Raw genomic sequence first — 16992 nt, 5'->3', positions numbered from 1 at the left:
TAAATACAGACTGATAAATAAATTGGTACAGAAATAAAAGCAGTTCAGATCTATATTTTCTGAAAATAATTTTTTCTACCCAGAAAGAAGATCAAGAAAGGATTGAAAATAATAAGAGACGATGGAAAAGGTGGATAAGAGATATGAAGAAGCTAGCAGATCAAGAAACTAGTGGATAAGAGGTTGAAGATATTGATTATAGAGATAGGATTTTCAAAAAGTAAGGGAATAACCTAAGATGAGGTACCACTATAAATACTGTTTTCTATCTGTTTTAGCCAGAAGGGAAACAAAAGATACGTAGGTAGGGAGTTCATAGTATTAATATGCAGCACTAAACTAAGAATGGGAGTAAAAAAGAGAATGAAGCCATGTCGTTAGGAAGAAAAAAGGCGGATATTGTAGAAGAACAGCTTTTTTTGCTGTAAAAAGAAGATGAATATACGGGGAATGAGGAAGCGATCCATTCTAGGGAAGCAGAAGATCGAAAAAAGAAGCTTTTAACTACCAAAAATTGTGGATAACCTTTCTTCTCTAAGTTATCCACAATTTTAAGAAACAGAAAAAAGCCTAAAACAGAGTGTTTAGGCTTTTTGAATGAAGACAACTTTTAAATAATTTCCTTCTTTAAAATGAGGATTCGTTTTAAAATCTTTTGGTAACTTATATTCTTCGAGAATTTTATAGCGTTCTCCTTTAGCTTTGAAAGCTCCATCGATAAAGGTTTTAAACTTTTTCATATCAAAGCCACTATAGTTTGTAGAAGCAACAATTACCCCATTGTCGTTTGTTAGATCAATTGTGTCTTCTAAGAGCTTTTGATAATCTTTTGCGACACTAAATCTAAACTTTTTAGAGCGGGCAAAGCTTGGAGGATCTAATATAACTAAGTCATACGTGAACTCTTTTCGTTTTGCGTATTTAAAGTAGTGAAAAACGTCTTCTACGATAATATCCTCGTCTTCATAATCAAGTTGATTGACGCTAAACTGCTCAATCGTTTTACTTAAACTTCGATTAGCAACATCCACGCTTGTTGTTTTAGAAGCACCACCAACTGCGGCACTAACAGAAAAGGCACCTGTATAGGAAAACAAGTTAAGGACCGTTTTATGTTTAGCATAATAATCTTTAATACGTTCCCGAACGTTGCGCTGATCTAAGAAAATTCCGACCATAGCTCCGTCGTTGAGATATGTTGCAAAATTTACATCATTTTCTTTGATAATTAACGGAAATTGAGCACGCTCTCCATCTACAAAGTCATCATCTTCAATATATTGGCCTTGCTGATCAAAACGCTTCTTCTCATATAATCCTTTATATTGAACAACCTTTTTTAAAGCACTTAAGATTAAATCCTTGAAAGCATAAATTCCTTCACTGTACCAATTAATAACATAGTATCCTTCAAAATATTCAATTGTTAAACCTCCAATACCGTCTCCTTCACCATTGAACACTCGAAAAGCAGTTGTGGATAGGTTTTGAAAGAATGAAGAACGATAAGCAAGGGCTTGAGAGAGCTTGTTGATAAAAAAAGATTCATCAATCTTCTCGCGTTCGTTTGTTGTAAGAACCCAACCATACCCTTTATTTTGTTTTCCATAGTATCCTGTCCCTAAGAATTCGCCACTTTCTGTTACTAACCGAAGTAGCTGACCTTCTTTTTTAAGCACATGTGGATTCACAATGGCCTCTTTTTTTAATAGAGGAAAACCACTTTTAATTTTTCCTGCATCTTTACGTTTAATTTGCAGGGAAATCATTTCACTCATTTTTTCATCTCATTTCTTCTATCATTAAAATTACACTTGTTCATTATCGTAGCACTTTTTCTTTTAAAGTGAAACAACACATACGTTTCATGTGAAACAGCTAAAAAAGCCGATACTTTGAAAGTATCGGCTTTTTTTCTATTTTTTAAGACTGTTTTTCTTGAAAAGCAGCGATGTTTGCATACTCTTCTTTAAAAAGGCGCGCAAGGCGAATGTAAATAGAGGAAAGCTCTTGGTATGTTTGAGCATTCTCTTCATTTGGTGTATGTTGATGAGTTTCTCCAACCATTGAAGATACAGCATTTAGGGAGTCAATCTCTCCAATACTGTAAAGGCCAAGCAGAGCTGCACCTAAGCATGAGCTTTCAAAGCTTTCCGGAACCGTTACTTCCTGTCCAAAGATATCGGCCATCATTTGACGCCAAACCTCTGATCGAGCGAATCCGCCTGTAGCTTTAATCTTCTTTGGTTCTCCAATTAACTCACTTAAAGCAAGAAGCACAGTATAAAGATTGAATAAAATGCCTTCTAAAACAGCTCGCACCATGTGTTCTCGCTTATGATGAAGTCCTAATCCAAAGAATGAACCTCGGGCATTAGCATCCCATAATGGAGCACGTTCTCCTGCTAGATATGGGTGAAAAATTAACCCTTCAGCTCCTGCTTTAACGTTAGAAGCCATTTCAGTTAATAGATCATATGAATTCTTACCAAGCTCTCTTGCTTTTTGAATTTCTTGCTCTCCAAGCTGGTCGCGAACCCATCTGAAAATCATGCCTCCGTTATTCACAGGTCCCCCGATTACCCAGTGATCATCTGTTAGCGCATAGCAAAAAATGCGACCTTTCGGATCTGTTACAGGCTTATTTGTTACAGCACGAATAGCTCCGCTTGTCCCAATTGTAACAGCTACAACACCTGGGTCGATTGCATCTACCCCTAAGTTTGATAAAACGCCGTCACTTGCACCAACAACAAATGGAGTTGAAGCAAGAAGACCTGTTTCCTGTGCAAACTTTTCATCCAAGCCTGTTAAAGAATGCGTTGTTGAAACCGGTTTAGAAAGATGATCTTTTGTCACTCCTGCAACTTCAAGAGCTTCCTCATCCCAATCAAGATTTTGCAAGTTAAACATTCCTGTTGCAGAAGCAATCGAATAGTCTACAACATATTCATGGAAAAGCTTGTAGAAAACATATTCTTTAATTGATACAAACTTATGCACAGCAGAAAATAACTCGTTATGCTCTTCCTTTAGCCACAACAATTTTGAGAGCGGAGCCATTGGATGAACAGGTGTACCTGTGCGCAAATAAATTTCATGGCCATTATATTCATCCATAATTTTTTGAGCCCAATGTGCACTTCTGTTATCTGCCCATGTGATACATTTAGTAAGGGGTTCTCCCTTTTTATCCACAGCTACAATACTGTGCATAGCGGAACTAAATGATACGCATACAATATCTTCAGCATTAACGTTGCTTTTTGCCACTGTTTCTTTAATGCTTTCAATAACAGCTGCAAAAATCATTTCTGGATCTTGCTCTGCTGTTGCTGGAGTTGGAGAAAACAGTGGATACTCAACCCCATGCTTTTCAATGACTTTGCCTGCTGGTGAAAACAAAACAGCTTTCGTACTTGTTGTACCAATATCGACCCCTAGTACATATTTTTCTCCCATGTTCCTTCCTCCTTTATGTTTCTCCTCTATGCTTGTTTATTTATTAACAACACTGTGCCCACCAAATTCATTACGAAGTGCGGCTACGACTTTACCAGAGAATGTATCGTCTTCTAATGAACGGTAACGCATCATAAGAGAAAGAGCAATAACAGGTGTTGCTACTTGATAATCAAGAGCTGTTTCTACAGTCCATTTTCCTTCTCCTGAAGATTGCATAATTCCTTTCAAACCTTCTAACTTTGGATCTTTCGAGAATGCATTTTCAATAAGTTCCATAAGCCATGAGCGAATAACAGAGCCGTTATTCCAAACGCGAGCAACCTCTTTATAGTCGTAGTCATATGGACTTTTTTCTAATACATCGAATCCTTCTGCCATTGCTTGCATCATGCCATATTCAATTCCGTTATGAACCATTTTCAAGAAGTGACCACTTCCACTTTCACCTGTGTATAAGTATCCTTTTTCAACACAAATATCTTTGAAAATCTCTTCTACATAACTAAATGCATCTTTATTTCCGCCAACCATTGTACAAGCACCGTTACGAGCTCCATCTGTTCCTCCACTTGTACCAACATCTAAGAAATGGATGCCTTTCTCAGCAAGACGAGCTGAACGTGCTAATGATTCTTTATAGTTTGCATTCCCACCGTCAATAATAATGTCATCTTTCCCTAACAAGCTCTCAAGCTCAGTAATTACACCTTCCGTAATTTCTCCTGCTGGAACCATTACCCATACAACTTTGCGTTCAGGAAGTTTTGAAACAAGTTCCTCTATTGAATAAGCTCCTTTAGCTCCTTCTTTCTCAATGTTTTGAACAGACTCTTTTGCAACATCAAAAGCTGCCACTTCATGTTTATGATCTAATAAATTTAGAGCTAAATTAAAGCCCATTTTCCCTAGTCCAACGATGCCGATTTCCATTGTAAAACCTCTCTTTTGAAAAAAATTTTTATGTCCTTATCTATTATACGAAAAAAAATTTCTTGTTGCAATCGTTTACAAGTTTTGTTTTCTCGTTGTAAAATAAATATTAAACGCTAGTGAACGTAGAGGAAGTGATTTATGATATGGTACAAAACTGTTTAGGTAAAATACGCTCCCATTTTGCTCGATTTAGTGAAAAAGAAAAAAAAATCGCTAATTATATCTTAAATCATCCTGAGAAAATTATTCATGGGACGATTAATGAAGTTGCAGAAGATTTGCGTGTAGCAGATGCAACAGTATTTCGATTTTGCAAACGAATTGGTTTCAAAGGCTATCAAGCAATGAAAATTTCACTTGCTTCTGAAACAATGAGTCCTGTTCAACAAATTAATGAAAAAATTTTAGAAGACGATGATGAAAAAACAGTATCTCAAAAAATTTTTCATTCAAACATCCGAACACTTGAAAATACGCTTGAAATATTAGAGCAATCATCTATTCAAAAAGCAGTACAATTTTTGCTTCAAGCACGCCGCATTCATTTCTTTGGAATAGGAGGATCCAGCGTCATCGCAATGGATGCTTATCACAAATTCATCCGTTCAGGTATCGATTCCTTTGCTTTTATTGATTCACATTTTCAACGCATGTCTGCTTCACAGCTCACTGAAAAAGATGCAGCTGTCTTCATCTCCCATTCAGGCTCTAATAAAGAGATCATGGAAATTTTAGATGTTGCTAAAAAGAATGGAGTTAAAACAATTGGTATTACAAGCTTTCCAAAATCGCCTTTAAGTCAAGGCGTAAATGTGGCGCTTTATACAAGCTCTGAAGAAACAGAATATCGTTCTGAAGCACTTGCTTCTAGGATTGGTCAATTGAGCCTTATTGATGCTCTTTATGCGAATATTATGATGCTAAATAAACAGAAAGCAGAGGTGTCCTTAGAGAAAGTAAGGGATGCTATTTCAAATACAAGAATGTAAAGCTTGATAAGAAAATAAGGATAAAGAAACGATATCGGAGGGATAAAGGTTATGAAAGAACAGTTAGCCCGTTTAGAAGATATTTACCCTGAAATAGTAGAATTGCGTCGCTATTTTCATCAATATCCTGAACTCTCATTTCGTGAAGTACAAACTCCTGCTAAGATCGCAGATTATTTAAAATCATTAGGGTTAGATGTAAAAACAGGTGTTGGAGGAAACGGAGTTGTCGGATTTCTAAAAGGTGGTGCTCAAGGAAAAACAGTTGCTTTACGTGCTGATTTTGATGCTCTTCCGATCCAAGATGAAAAAGATGTTCCATATAAATCCAAAAATCCAGGGGTTATGCACGCATGTGGACATGATGCTCATACCGCAACACTCCTTGGCGTTGCTAAGGTTCTCTCTGAAATGAGGGATAGGCTTTGTGGAAATGTCGTATTTATCCATCAATTTGCGGAAGAAATAACGCCTGGTGGAGCAAAACCAATGATTGAAGATGGATGTCTTGATGGTGTGGATGTTATTTTTGGCACACACCTTTGGACGCCTATCCCAATTGGGGAAATTGGATACCGTAGCGGAGAATTTATGGCAGCTGCAGACCGATTTGATATTACAATTAATGGAAAGGGGGGCCATGGGGCTTCCCCTCATGATACAGTTGATCCAATTGCAATCGGAACTTCACTCGTTCAAGCCCTCCAGCACATTGTAAGCAGACGTGTTGATCCTTTAAAGCCCACTGTCTTAACTGTATCCTCTTTCCAAGCCGGTGATGCTTTTAATGTTATTCCGCAAAAAGCTACCATCAGAGGTACGGTTCGAACTTTTGATGAAGAAGTACAACATTTTATTCAACAAGAGATGGAAAAAATCACAGAAGGTATTTGCCAACAAGGTGGAGCTTCCTACGATTTTGCATATCAAAAAGGGTATCCTGCTGTAATCAATCATTCTTATGAGACAAATTTAGTTGCAGAACATGCTTCACTTATTGTTGGGCCTTCCAATACAAAAGAAATTTTACCGAATATGGGTGGAGAAGATTTCGCTTATTATCTTCAAAAAGTACCAGGTGCATACTTTTTTACTGGTGCAGGCAATGAAAAGAAAAAAGCAAATTATCCTCACCATCATCCTAAATTTGATATTGATGAGAAATCAATGCTTATTGCAGCAAAAATGCTGACTTCCCTTACTCTTTCTTATTTACAACCTTAATTAAATGAGCCATATCAAGGGATTGATATGGCTCTAAGCTATTGATCTTGGACAGACAAGTCAATAATATTATAGGCAATAAAGTACGTAACAAGAGAGTAAAAGGCTTCTCTCATTCCAAATACAAAAATAGAACTTCCAAAGATAATAAAATTAAAGATCATCACATATTGACCGATAGAGAATCTTGTTCTCTTACTTAATAAAATAGCTAAAATCTCCGTCCCATCTAAAGCTCCTCCATAACGAATAATCAATCCTATTCCAAGCCCTAAAATTGTTCCTCCTACGCCAATTACAACAAAAGGGTTTGTTGTAAGAACCGGGTATGGTTTCAACAAAAACATTCCGCTCCATAATGCAAAAATGGCAAGCATACTTAGAAATACAAATCGCCTTCCCATATATTGATATCCTACAAGAAGAAAAGGACTATTTAATAAAAGAAGAAGAGGGCCTGCTTCAAAAGATGAAAGGTGAGAGAGAATGAGGCTTACCCCAACAATCCCCCCATCAATAACGCTGTTTCTCACGAGGAAAAGCTCCAAAGAAACGGCAACAAGCATTGCTCCACAAAGAACAAAAAAAATTCTCCTGTATAAAGATGTTTTTCTAACACTGCTTTGAATTACATATTTCAATCGTTCAACGTACATATACGCCCCCTATCCAAACCTCTTCCGTACTTGTCCATAGTTCAATATATTCTTCAACCAAAAGAACATGACGGTTTTCTCGAGAAGGTGCATAAAACTATTTATCTCGCTTATAAAAAAGACTTAATAATATACCAAATATTAAATGGCCCAGAAGCCAAAATCCTAAAGAAGGTAAAGAATAAAGGGAGGGGGTTCTCTCTGACATAGTTGTAGAAGGATATAGAAGAAGACCAATACACATTGCCATCATCATTGTTGCTATTCTGCCCTTTTTCTTCGTTAGATTGATTTTTTGAAGCACAACAAACCAAACAACAGAAACAATAACAGCTACTATAAGGTGAAGAATAAGCTCTCATGGTTCATTTGATGTTACCAGTTTTAACAATGGTATATAATCTACATTTAGTAACAATGTATAAACTCGAAGGTGAGTTAATTCTTCAATTCCTTTTAAAAAAACACTCATTATGATACCTGAAATAATTCCACCTATAAAAGCTCTCCATTTCATATTTTGTTCTCCTTTTTTCTATGTTCTTGTCTATAGTGGAGCACTTGCAAAAGTCCTACGAGATGTAATTACAAAAGGAACTCATCCACTTATGAAACTCTATAGACAAAAGCGGATCAACTTATAGAAAAAGCGTTTCTAAGCTAGCTTAGAAACGCTTTGTTTAGGCTCTAAATGTATGAGCAAGCTCTTTAATATGCTGGGGAGAAGTACGACAGCACCCTCCAATCAAACGGGCTCCTGCTTCATACCAATCTTTCGATTCTTCATGAAATCCTTTTCCTGTTGAAGAGCCATGCCACGTTTTCGTTTCAGCATCATACATCTCTCCTGAGTTGGGATAAACAATAATAGGCTTGCCACTGTAGTGATGAAGAGTGTGAATAGCCTCTGTAACAACATTTGTAGCGGCACAGTTCACACCAACTGCAACAATCTGAGGATGTTCCTTAAAAGCTTCTGCACACACTTTAAGCGCACTTCCATCACTAATCTCCTTCTCATTTTTCAGAGAGAAAGAGAGCCAAGCATAAGCAGATGGAAACTTTTCCAAAAGACCAGACAGGACTTTTGCTTCCTGCAAAGAAGGAATAGTTTCAAATGCAAGAACATCTGCTCCTGCTTCAATCAGCACTTTAATTCTTGGTTCATGAAAAGCTCGAAGGGTTTCATCATCAACCCCATAGTTTCCAACGTATTCAGAACCATCTGCGAGGTATGCTCCATATGGTCCAACAGATGCTGCGACAATAGGTTTTGGCCTCCCATTGCTCTTGTGTTCATTCCAGAAATCATCACGTGCCCTCTTGGCAAGATCTACCGTTTTTTTAATAAGCCTAATTCCCTCTTCTTCTTGAATTCCTCGCTGTTTAAAGCCATCAATTGTTGCTTGATAGCTTGCTGTAATGGCACAATCTGCTCCAGCAAGAAAGTATTCCTTATGAACTTTATATATAAGTTCTGGATTTTCGATAAGAACACGTGCAGACCAGAGAGGATCATTAAGGTCACAGCCATATCCTTCTAGTTCTGTTGCAAGTGCTCCATCTACAATTAAAGTTTGATACTGTTCTAGAATGTTTTTAACTGGATCTTTTCTCTCCACTAGCATATTCAATAGGCTCCTTTTTCTTCTTAAAATGTTGAGTTGTGTAATATACGATATAGCATAAAATAATAAATGGAAGGCCGCAATACAAGGCTATACGCTGTGTTGGATCAAAAGCAATCCCAATACATGATGCTAAACAAAGTAAAAATGATGCAATAGGGACAAATGGATAAAGCGGTGTTTTGTATGCTAAATCTTCAACAGAGTTTCCTTCTCGAATATAACAGCGGCGGAAGAAAAGCTGTGAAAGACTAATGCTCATCCAAACTATAACAACGGCAAGTCCTGAGATAGAGACGAGAACAATATATACGGTATCAGGAGCAATAATGCTTGAAAATAAAGCAAGCACCCCTCCAACCATACTCAAAATTACAGCGTAAATTGGAACACCTCTCTTTGTTAATTTTGCAAAGATGGGTGAAATTGTTTTTTGATCAGCAAGTGACCAGAGCATTCTAGATGAAGCATAGAGCCCTGAGTTTGCTGCTGATAGAATAGCTGTTAGAATGACAAAGTTCATAATATCTGCTGCGTATGGGACACCTATTTTTTCAAGAACAGCAACAAATGGACTTTCTACAACTCCTGCTTCTGAACTTGGTAAGAATGCTGCCAAAATAACAATCGTTCCAACAAAGAAAATAATAAGTCGGAATAATGTTGTACGAATAGCCTTAGGAATGTTCTTCTCCGGATCAGCTGTTTCCCCAGCTGCAACTCCAATAAGCTCTGTTCCTGAAAAAGCAAAGTTAACTGCAAGCATCGTCATTACAAGAGCTAATGCTCCATTTGGAAAAAGACCTTCACTCGTTATATTAGAGAAAAACGGAGCAGCTTCTGAATGCTCAAGCGGAATAATACCAAACATTGCTCCTGCTCCTAGGATAATAAAAAATACAATGGCTAAAACTTTAATAGATGAAAACCAAAACTCTGATTCTGCAAAAAATTTGACTGTTAAAGCATTAAGAACAAAAATCAAAACAGCAAATAATGCGCTCCATATCCATACATTAATAGATGGAAACCAACGCTGCATAAGCAGCCCTGCTGCTGTAAACTCCGATCCAAGTGCAACCGTCCATGTTAACCAATAAAGCCATGCAACAGCATACCCAGTTCCTGGACCGATATATTTAGCTGCATATGCATGGAATGCGCCTGTTTCAGGCATGTGGACAGAAAGTTCTCCTAAACATAGCATTACAAGATAGACAACGACGGCACCAACAAGATAAGAAAGAATAGTGCCAAAGGGGCCTGCCTGTTGAATTGTATAACCAGAGCTTAGGAAAAGACCTGTTCCAATAACTCCGCCAAGTGAAAGCATTACAAGATGTCTTTCTTTCATTTTCCTTTGAAATTCCTGTTTTGGTTGAGCTCCCATGCTGATTCTCCTTCATATTTCAATTAAAAACCCAATAAAAAACGCATCCAATTTTTTGGATGCGTTACTGACAAATAAAAACGTACGGTCCTATCTATCAGGCTAAATCACCCGCTGGAATTAGCACAGTGTCTATAATTGACCTGTTGCTGAAGCTTCAAAGGGCCAGTCCCTCCACCTCTCTGGATAAGAATTCAATTTTCATAACTATATCGTTCTCTTTATTAATTGTCAATACCATTCTAATAGTTCAGAATAATCACATATTACGCATCTAAAAAAGAACAGACAAACCTGCTCGTTTCAATCAACTTCCCTTATTTTCTTCATTACTAGCGTTAAAACATTCTGCTCATTAATTTTCCTACTCTTGTTTCCAACTCTAATAAGTTGAATGGTTTTATCATATAATCATCTGCCCCAAGTTGAAGTGCTCTTGCCACATCTTCCTTACTGTTTCCTGAAGTAAGCAGAATTACTTTATAAAGGCCTTGTTGTTCTTGATTATACAGCCATTTTAGCACTTCTAATCCATCTATAATCCCATCTAAAATCACAAGACACGAATCCTCCTCTGCTATATGCCATTTAGAATTCATAAAATCTTTTCCATTTTTAAATGTTTTAACTTCAAGAACTGTCTGCTGGTGAGGAAGCTTTGTTAAAATACCTTTGATAATCGTTCTAATAATTGGATCATTATCGACTACTGCTACTTTCAATACTTTTTGAGGTAAAAAACTATATAAGGACTCTGCCTTCTGTACCCGATTCCGGCCTTTTTTCTTTACCTCATAAAGAGCATTATCTGCTAGTTGTAACCAGTATTCGAGTGTATTTACATTGTTTACCTCTACAATCCCTGAGGAGAATGTGCAAAAAAATGTCCTTTTTCCTTCAAATGATAACTCTTTAAATTTCACTCGTAACCGATCAATCACCTCATACCCTTCCTGAATATTTGTTTTCGGAAAAAGAATGATGAATTCTTCTCCCCCAAAACGAACCACAATGTCATTCATACGTGTTTCCTCTTTTAAAAAGCGAGCAAAGGCTTTTAAGATTTCATCTCCAACAAGGTGGCCATGTGTATCATTAATTTTCTTGAAATGATCAATATCTAAAACAGCTAAACAGTATGGTTCTCTAGAACGATTCCTTTCATTTTGCAGCCGTTCGTAAGCTTGATTTAAATATTTACGATTATACACATGTGTCAACTCATCAAGAAGTAACAGATCATGAAATTGCTTTTTTCTGTCTAATTGCCTTTGAATACGCACAATAAACTCTGTTATATCAAACGGTTTCTGAATAAAGTCATCTGCCCCTTTTTGGTAACTATTAATGCGTGCTTCTTTTCCTCCATCAACACTTACTATCAAAGTTGGAATGAATTGTTGTTTAAGCTTTCCATTTAGAAACTCAAGCAATTCAAGTCCATTTTTCTCCCTCATATGAATATCCATAATCACACAATCCGGTTTCATATCATAAAGAGCAGAGGCAGCCTTTTGAGGATTTGCTACTACAATGACACACCAATCAGCTTCTTCTTCTAATTTTTCTTTCATATACATTAAAAAAGATGTGTCATTATCAATTAATAAGATGACGGCACTCTCTTTTTGTTGTTCATTGGTCTTTTTCGGAAAGTCGATTACTTCTTGATGATCATATGCGTAGCAAAGCTGGATCACATTAAATATATAGCGCTCTACACTTTCCATTTCCAACTCTTCTTTATCTATAACTTCTAGCTCATCCATTAGCTCTCTTGCCTTTGTTCCGATTTTCTCCCAACCTATTATTGCAGCTGTTTCTACCATAGAATGAAGAAATCTGTAAATCTCTTCATGAGAAATGAAAGAAACAACTTCCCACTCTTTTAGCTGTTTTCGTATATTTTTCAAAAAGTACTGCTTATATTTTTCCATTTCTAATCTCCTTGTTGAAAGAAGTTGGTATAGAAAGAAGAAACTCTCTATCTTCACATAAAAAGATTTCTTGCTTTTATTATAAAATATTTTCCATTAGTATAGTATTTTCCCCAAATAAACTTCCTTTTACTGAAATAAAAAAATTGAAAGTAGCTAGCTTCATAATTCCTCTTCTAATCGTATAAATTCACGCTTTGTTTCTCCTGTATTAGTATTAATTTCAAAAACAATCAAAGCGTATGATATAAGCGATTTAAATAGAGATTGACAACTACATAAATCGACATTATATTAAAAATATAGTTAGTAATGATAATCATTATCGTTTAATTGTTTTGTGTATATAGGCGGATAATTACGATAATCGTTCATAAACTAACCACTATATTCTTTTAAAGGAGAAATTAATATGAAAAAATGGTTAGTTCCACTTTCCCTTGTTTTTGTGCTACTAATAAGTGCATGCAGCAGCGGAAACACTGATAAAGATAAGAATTCAACTTCAATTGATAATAAAGAAGAAATGGTTACATACCAGTCAGAAAGCGGATCTGTAAAAGTACCGAAAAACCCGAAACGCGTTGTTGTTCTTTCTAGCTTTGCAGGTAACCTAGCTAGCCTTGATATTAACATTGTTGGAGTGGATAGCTGGTCTAAAGATAATCCTCGCTATAATAAGTATTTAAAAGATGCAGAGGTCGTTTCTGAAGATGATTTAGAAAAAATTATTGAACTTAACCCTGATCTTATTGTTGGTTTATCTACTACAAAAAATATCGATAAACTAAAGGATATTGCTCCTACTGTTACATATACATGGGGTAAGCTTGATTACTTAGAACAACAGATTGAGATTGGAAAGCTTGTTGGAAAAGAAGACGAAGCACAAAAGTGGGTGGATGACTTCAAGAAAAGAGCCCAGCAAGCAGGTAAAGATGTAAAAGCAAAAATTGGTGAAGATGCAACCGTTTCTGTAATTGAATCAGCAAATAAAGAGCTTTATGTTTTTGGCGATAATTGGGCAAGAGGTACAGAAGTCCTTTATCAAGGAATGGGGCTAAAAATGCCTGAAAAAGTAAAACAAGATGCATTAAAGGAAGGATATCGTTCAATTTCAGCTGAAGTTCTTCCACAATATGCAGGCGACTATATTATCTTTAGTAAGAGTTCAGAAGCTGATAATTCATTCCAACAAACAGAAACATACAAAAACATTCCAGCAGTAAAGAATGGCCATTTATTTGAAATGGATGCAAAAGAAGCATACTTTAGTGATCCAATTACGTTGGATTATCAGCTAGATTTCTTCAAAAAATCTTTCTTAGAAAAATAAACATAAAATTATTCCCCCGTCTCTTTCTAAATAAAGAGACGGGGGATTTTTAGTTAATAACTAGCAGAGACGAATGGATAACATTAACTCTTCCTTTTTGTATCCTAATTTTTTTATTTCCAGCGTAATTATGAGTTATACCGACATGTTTAGCAAGAATAAAGATATATGTCTTTCCCCTCAAATTAGAGCATTATATGTGGGCTTTTACATGCTCAAAAGATAATATATATATAACATCAAAGGAGGTACTGCCATTGATATTAGCGTCTTTAACTGCTGTCAGCTTTCTTTTATTCTTAGTTAGTTACTTAACGGATAAGAGACGAATCTTAAATGGATTTTTACTCACGATAAGCATACTGCTTCTTATGGTGAGTATTACAGTGGTTGTTCTAAAAGTGGAGTACCTTGAACCACTTAAATGGATTTTAGTTTTATTTGCTATTTTGTTTATCTTTCTTACCCCCTTTATCATTGTGTTTATTGCTATTTATCTAATCCGTAACGGTCGTGAACTTATTAGAAAAGAAGGAAAAAAGCCTACAAACCTGCTTTCCCTTACATTAGGAGTGGCTATTATTTTACTTATTGTCTCTTATGCAATTTTCTCACAATACCTTTTTCCTTCTATTATTTCTATAATCTTAGTTATCGCTATATTTTATGGGTTTTGGTTTTTCTGCTATTTAGTCTCTACCTACCTTTATTTCCTACATCAACCATTTCGGAATAAAGACTTTATTATCGTACTAGGAAGTGGGATTATCGGAGAAAAAGTCCCCCCATTACTTGCAAGTCGACTTGATAAAGGAATTTCTTTCTACTATAAACAGATGAAGAGAAAAGGAAAACGAGCTAAATTTATTGTAACAGGTGGACAGGGACCAAATGAATCGATTCCGGAAGGTGAGGCAATGGCTCGTTATCTACGAAATGCAGGAATACCTTCTGACGACATTCTAGTTGAAGACAAAGCAGTTGATACAGATCAAAATATGAGATTTTCAAAAGAGATAATGGAGAGAGAAAAGCGGGATTATAAAGCCATCTTTGTTACAAATCGCTTTCATCTATTTCGAGCTGGGCTCTATGCTAAGAGAGCTGGACTTTCTATAGATGGAATTGGTTCTAAAACCGCTTCTTACTTTGTTCCAAACGCTTTTATCCGAGAGTTTATTGCGATTTTATTTATGTATAAGAGTGTACATCTCCTTTTGTTTATTCCCCTAGCACTATTAGGAGCAGCTTTCTTACTCTACCTATAAGCAAGAAAAGGAAAATGGTTTCAAAGGCGATTGATAGATGATTGATTCCCATTTAAAATACGAACATCAACTAATCAAGAAAATAGACGTAATGTCGACTAAATATAGAAAAAAGCTAGATGAAAGGATGTTCATCTAGCTTTTTTTATTGCTAATCTTCTATTCATCAACGTGGCTTCTTAAAACTATAGGTTGAAGCTACATTATTACTTATTAAAAAGTTTCTTTGCATCATCTAAAGCAAGCTTATTACCTAGTGCAGAATAGTCAAGCCAAGGCTGTTCTGGTACAACATAAACATGTTCATTTTTCACAGCTTTTAACCCTTTCCAAATTGGTGACTTTTCAAGTTCTTTGAACGCTGTTTGTGATTGATCATCTTCGTTTACAACAACAAAAATAGCATCAGCGTCAAAGTCTGGTAGTACTTCTTGAGAGATGACTTCATATGGTTGCGTTTGGTCAAGCTCTTTCACTTTTGAAGCAGGAGTTAATCCTAGATCTTCAAATAAGATAGGGCCCATTGGACGTTTTGTTGTGAAAACGCGAAGTTCTTTTGCTGTCACCCTTATAGCCATTGTGCTGTCATGTTCACCAAGCTCTTTCTGGATTAAACTCTTAACTTCTTTCTCTTCTTCTTCATAATCCTTAATGAACTGGTTTGCTTCTTTTTCACGATCCACGATCTTGGCAATTTCTTTTAAGTGATCTCTCCACGTTCCTTTATCCAAATCAAACACATGAGTTTCCGCAATTTTTTCAAACTGATTTAAATCACTTCCTGAGTATTCTTTATCAAGATAAATAGCATCTGGTTTTAGAGAGAGTAAAGCTTCCATATTTGGATCTTTGACAGAACCTAGCTTTTCTGTATTTTTCAAGTCTTCTTTAACATGAGGCAGAAAATCTTTTAATGCTCCACCAACAACTGATCCAGCTGGTGTTAGGCCTAGAGCAAGAAGGTCATTTGTTAAATGAATAGAAAGTGAAGCAATTTTCTCTTCCTTACCACTCTTTGTATCTTCTGATGTTTTACGATTTTCACTTGAATTGCTTTGACCACATCCAGCGAGAATACTTACCACCATGACAATGCTTAGTATTGTGATTAAATATTTTTTCATCTTGTACTCCTTTTTTTATCTATTTATTTAGTTTTTATTAATAAGTAAAGAAAATACGGGGCGCCAACAGCAGCAACAACAACTCCTGCTGGAATAGAATTAGGCTCAAATATATTTCTCCCAATCGTATCAGCTACAACTAAAATCAGCAGACCAATAAGAGCTGAAAGAGGTAAAAAATGTCGATATAATGGGCCTACAAGTCTCCTAGCAAGATGAGGTGCTACTAGACCAATGAAACCAATTCCACCTGCCATAGCTACGCTAGCACTTGATAAACCAACAGCTAGAGATAATAGCAATAAACGCTTTTTTTGAACGGATGCTCCTAGACTTGAAGCAACTTGATCTCCTAAAGAAAGAGCATCTAAAGTTTTTGACTGAAACCATGAGAGCGGACCTAATACAAGAATCCAGGGCAAAAGAGTAATTACATGAATCCAATCTCTAGCCCATACATTTCCAACTAACCACCTAGAAGCAAACATATATGTTTCTTCATCTAGACGTAAGGATAAGAAAAGAGTAGCAGCGCTAAACCCTGCTGAAACAGCTATTCCAACTAGGATCAATCTAATTGGGATGATACCTTGCTGCTTATTGTATGTTAATAAAATAATGACAACGGCTGCTAATATCCCTCCTATAAAAGTGAAAAGAGGGATATAAAGAGAGGCATGTTCATTTAATGAGTGAAAATATGTAACGAAAATCATCAATCCAAAAGCTGAACCTGTATTAAGTCCAATAATTCCGGGATCTGCTAAAGGGTTACGAGATAACCCTTGTAGAATAGCTCCTGAGATTCCTAATCCAATCCCAGCTAAAACGGTAATTATTATACGAGGTAAGCGATAATCAAAAAGCACCGTCTCACTGTAAAAATCACCTTTCCCTAAAAATGTATTAATCACTTTTAAAGGAGATAGTGGGATTGTACCTGTGTCTAGACTAATAAGAATTGAAACTAAACTTAGAATGATGAAAAGAATTGTTACAACATACGTTCTTCTTATTCCCTTGTTGTTCCATAAAGTTCTCA

The 16992-nt window shown here is 36.1% G+C and carries 14 protein-coding genes and 1 riboswitch; of the genes, 4 read left to right on the top strand and 10 right to left on the bottom strand.

Features of this window, described 5'->3' with window-relative positions; translation table 11 throughout:
• Positions 1-584 precede the first annotated feature (584 nt).
• The 3 genes from B9N79_RS21755 to gnd all read right to left on the bottom strand — a co-directional run bounded on the left by B9N79_RS21755 (position 585) and on the right by gnd (position 4395).
• Positions 585-1778: a class I SAM-dependent rRNA methyltransferase gene (locus B9N79_RS21755; protein WP_085118948.1), complete on the bottom strand. Its 1194-nt coding sequence runs from the start codon at positions 1776-1778 to the stop codon at positions 585-587.
• A gap of 145 nt (positions 1779-1923) precedes the next feature.
• A complete protein-coding gene (gene gntK, locus B9N79_RS21750; protein ID WP_085118946.1) occupies positions 1924-3462 on the bottom strand; it encodes a gluconokinase in 1539 nt (512 codons plus the stop codon).
• Positions 3463-3498: 36 nt separating this feature from the next.
• On the bottom strand, positions 3499-4395 hold the full coding sequence (gnd, locus tag B9N79_RS21745) for a phosphogluconate dehydrogenase (NAD(+)-dependent, decarboxylating) (protein ID WP_040060410.1): 897 nt from the start codon (positions 4393-4395) through the stop codon (positions 3499-3501).
• Between the two features lie 146 nt (positions 4396-4541).
• Here gnd and B9N79_RS21740 point away from each other — a divergent pair, with 146 nt between their 5' ends.
• Positions 4542-5387, top strand: coding sequence for a MurR/RpiR family transcriptional regulator (locus B9N79_RS21740; protein WP_019394720.1), 846 nt, complete (start codon positions 4542-4544; stop codon positions 5385-5387).
• Positions 5388-5438: 51 nt separating this feature from the next.
• Complete coding sequence (locus B9N79_RS21735) at positions 5439-6611, top strand: M20 family metallopeptidase (protein WP_085118944.1); 1173 nt, start codon at positions 5439-5441, stop codon at positions 6609-6611.
• Positions 6612-6649: 38 nt separating this feature from the next.
• Here the strand turns inward: B9N79_RS21735 and B9N79_RS21730 are convergent, their stop codons facing one another.
• The 5 genes from B9N79_RS21730 to B9N79_RS21715 all read right to left on the bottom strand — a co-directional run bounded on the left by B9N79_RS21730 (position 6650) and on the right by B9N79_RS21715 (position 12222).
• Positions 6650-7267, bottom strand: a complete 618-nt coding sequence (locus B9N79_RS21730) for a YitT family protein (protein WP_040060414.1) — start codon at positions 7265-7267, stop codon at positions 6650-6652.
• A gap of 358 nt (positions 7268-7625) precedes the next feature.
• Positions 7626-7784, bottom strand: a complete 159-nt coding sequence (locus B9N79_RS26280) for a hypothetical protein (RefSeq protein WP_167555143.1) — start codon at positions 7782-7784, stop codon at positions 7626-7628.
• A gap of 163 nt (positions 7785-7947) precedes the next feature.
• The gene (gene mmuM / locus B9N79_RS21725) at positions 7948-8895 is read right to left on the bottom strand and encodes a homocysteine S-methyltransferase (RefSeq protein WP_085118941.1); all 948 of its coding nucleotides are present in this window, start codon (positions 8893-8895) and stop codon (positions 7948-7950) included.
• Complete coding sequence (mmuP, locus tag B9N79_RS21720; RefSeq protein WP_085118938.1) at positions 8867-10285, bottom strand: S-methylmethionine permease; 1419 nt, start codon at positions 10283-10285, stop codon at positions 8867-8869. Before mmuP ends, mmuM begins: the two co-directional genes overlap by 29 nt.
• Before the next feature lie 87 nt (positions 10286-10372).
• Positions 10373-10478, bottom strand: a riboswitch (SAM riboswitch).
• Between the two features lie 145 nt (positions 10479-10623).
• Entirely contained in the window at positions 10624-12222 is a 1599-nt protein-coding gene (locus B9N79_RS21715; RefSeq protein WP_040060418.1) for a GGDEF domain-containing response regulator, read from the bottom strand.
• 412 nt (positions 12223-12634) lie between these two features.
• Between B9N79_RS21715 and B9N79_RS21710 the strand changes: the two genes are divergently transcribed.
• Positions 12635-13558, top strand: coding sequence for an iron-hydroxamate ABC transporter substrate-binding protein (locus tag B9N79_RS21710; protein ID WP_046218052.1), 924 nt, complete (start codon positions 12635-12637; stop codon positions 13556-13558).
• A gap of 257 nt (positions 13559-13815) precedes the next feature.
• A complete protein-coding gene (locus B9N79_RS21705) occupies positions 13816-14826 on the top strand; it encodes a YdcF family protein (protein ID WP_040060421.1) in 1011 nt (336 codons plus the stop codon).
• A gap of 206 nt (positions 14827-15032) precedes the next feature.
• Here the strand turns inward: B9N79_RS21705 and B9N79_RS21700 are convergent, their stop codons facing one another.
• Both B9N79_RS21700 and B9N79_RS21695 read right to left on the bottom strand, forming a co-directional pair.
• Positions 15033-15950, bottom strand: a complete 918-nt coding sequence (locus B9N79_RS21700; protein WP_040060423.1) for an ABC transporter substrate-binding protein — start codon at positions 15948-15950, stop codon at positions 15033-15035.
• A 23-nt stretch (positions 15951-15973) separates the two neighbouring features.
• Positions 15974-16966 (bottom strand): FecCD family ABC transporter permease, encoded by a 993-nt coding sequence (locus B9N79_RS21695; RefSeq protein WP_376752409.1) that lies wholly within the window; start codon positions 16964-16966, stop codon positions 15974-15976.
• Positions 16967-16992: the final 26 nt, after the last annotated feature.

The organism is Priestia filamentosa, assembly GCF_900177535.1.
Taxonomy (GTDB): domain Bacteria; phylum Bacillota; class Bacilli; order Bacillales; family Bacillaceae_H; genus Bacillus_I; species Bacillus_I filamentosa.
Note: the sequence above shows the minus strand (reverse complement) of the source record. Positions and strands in the feature narration are given on the sequence as shown.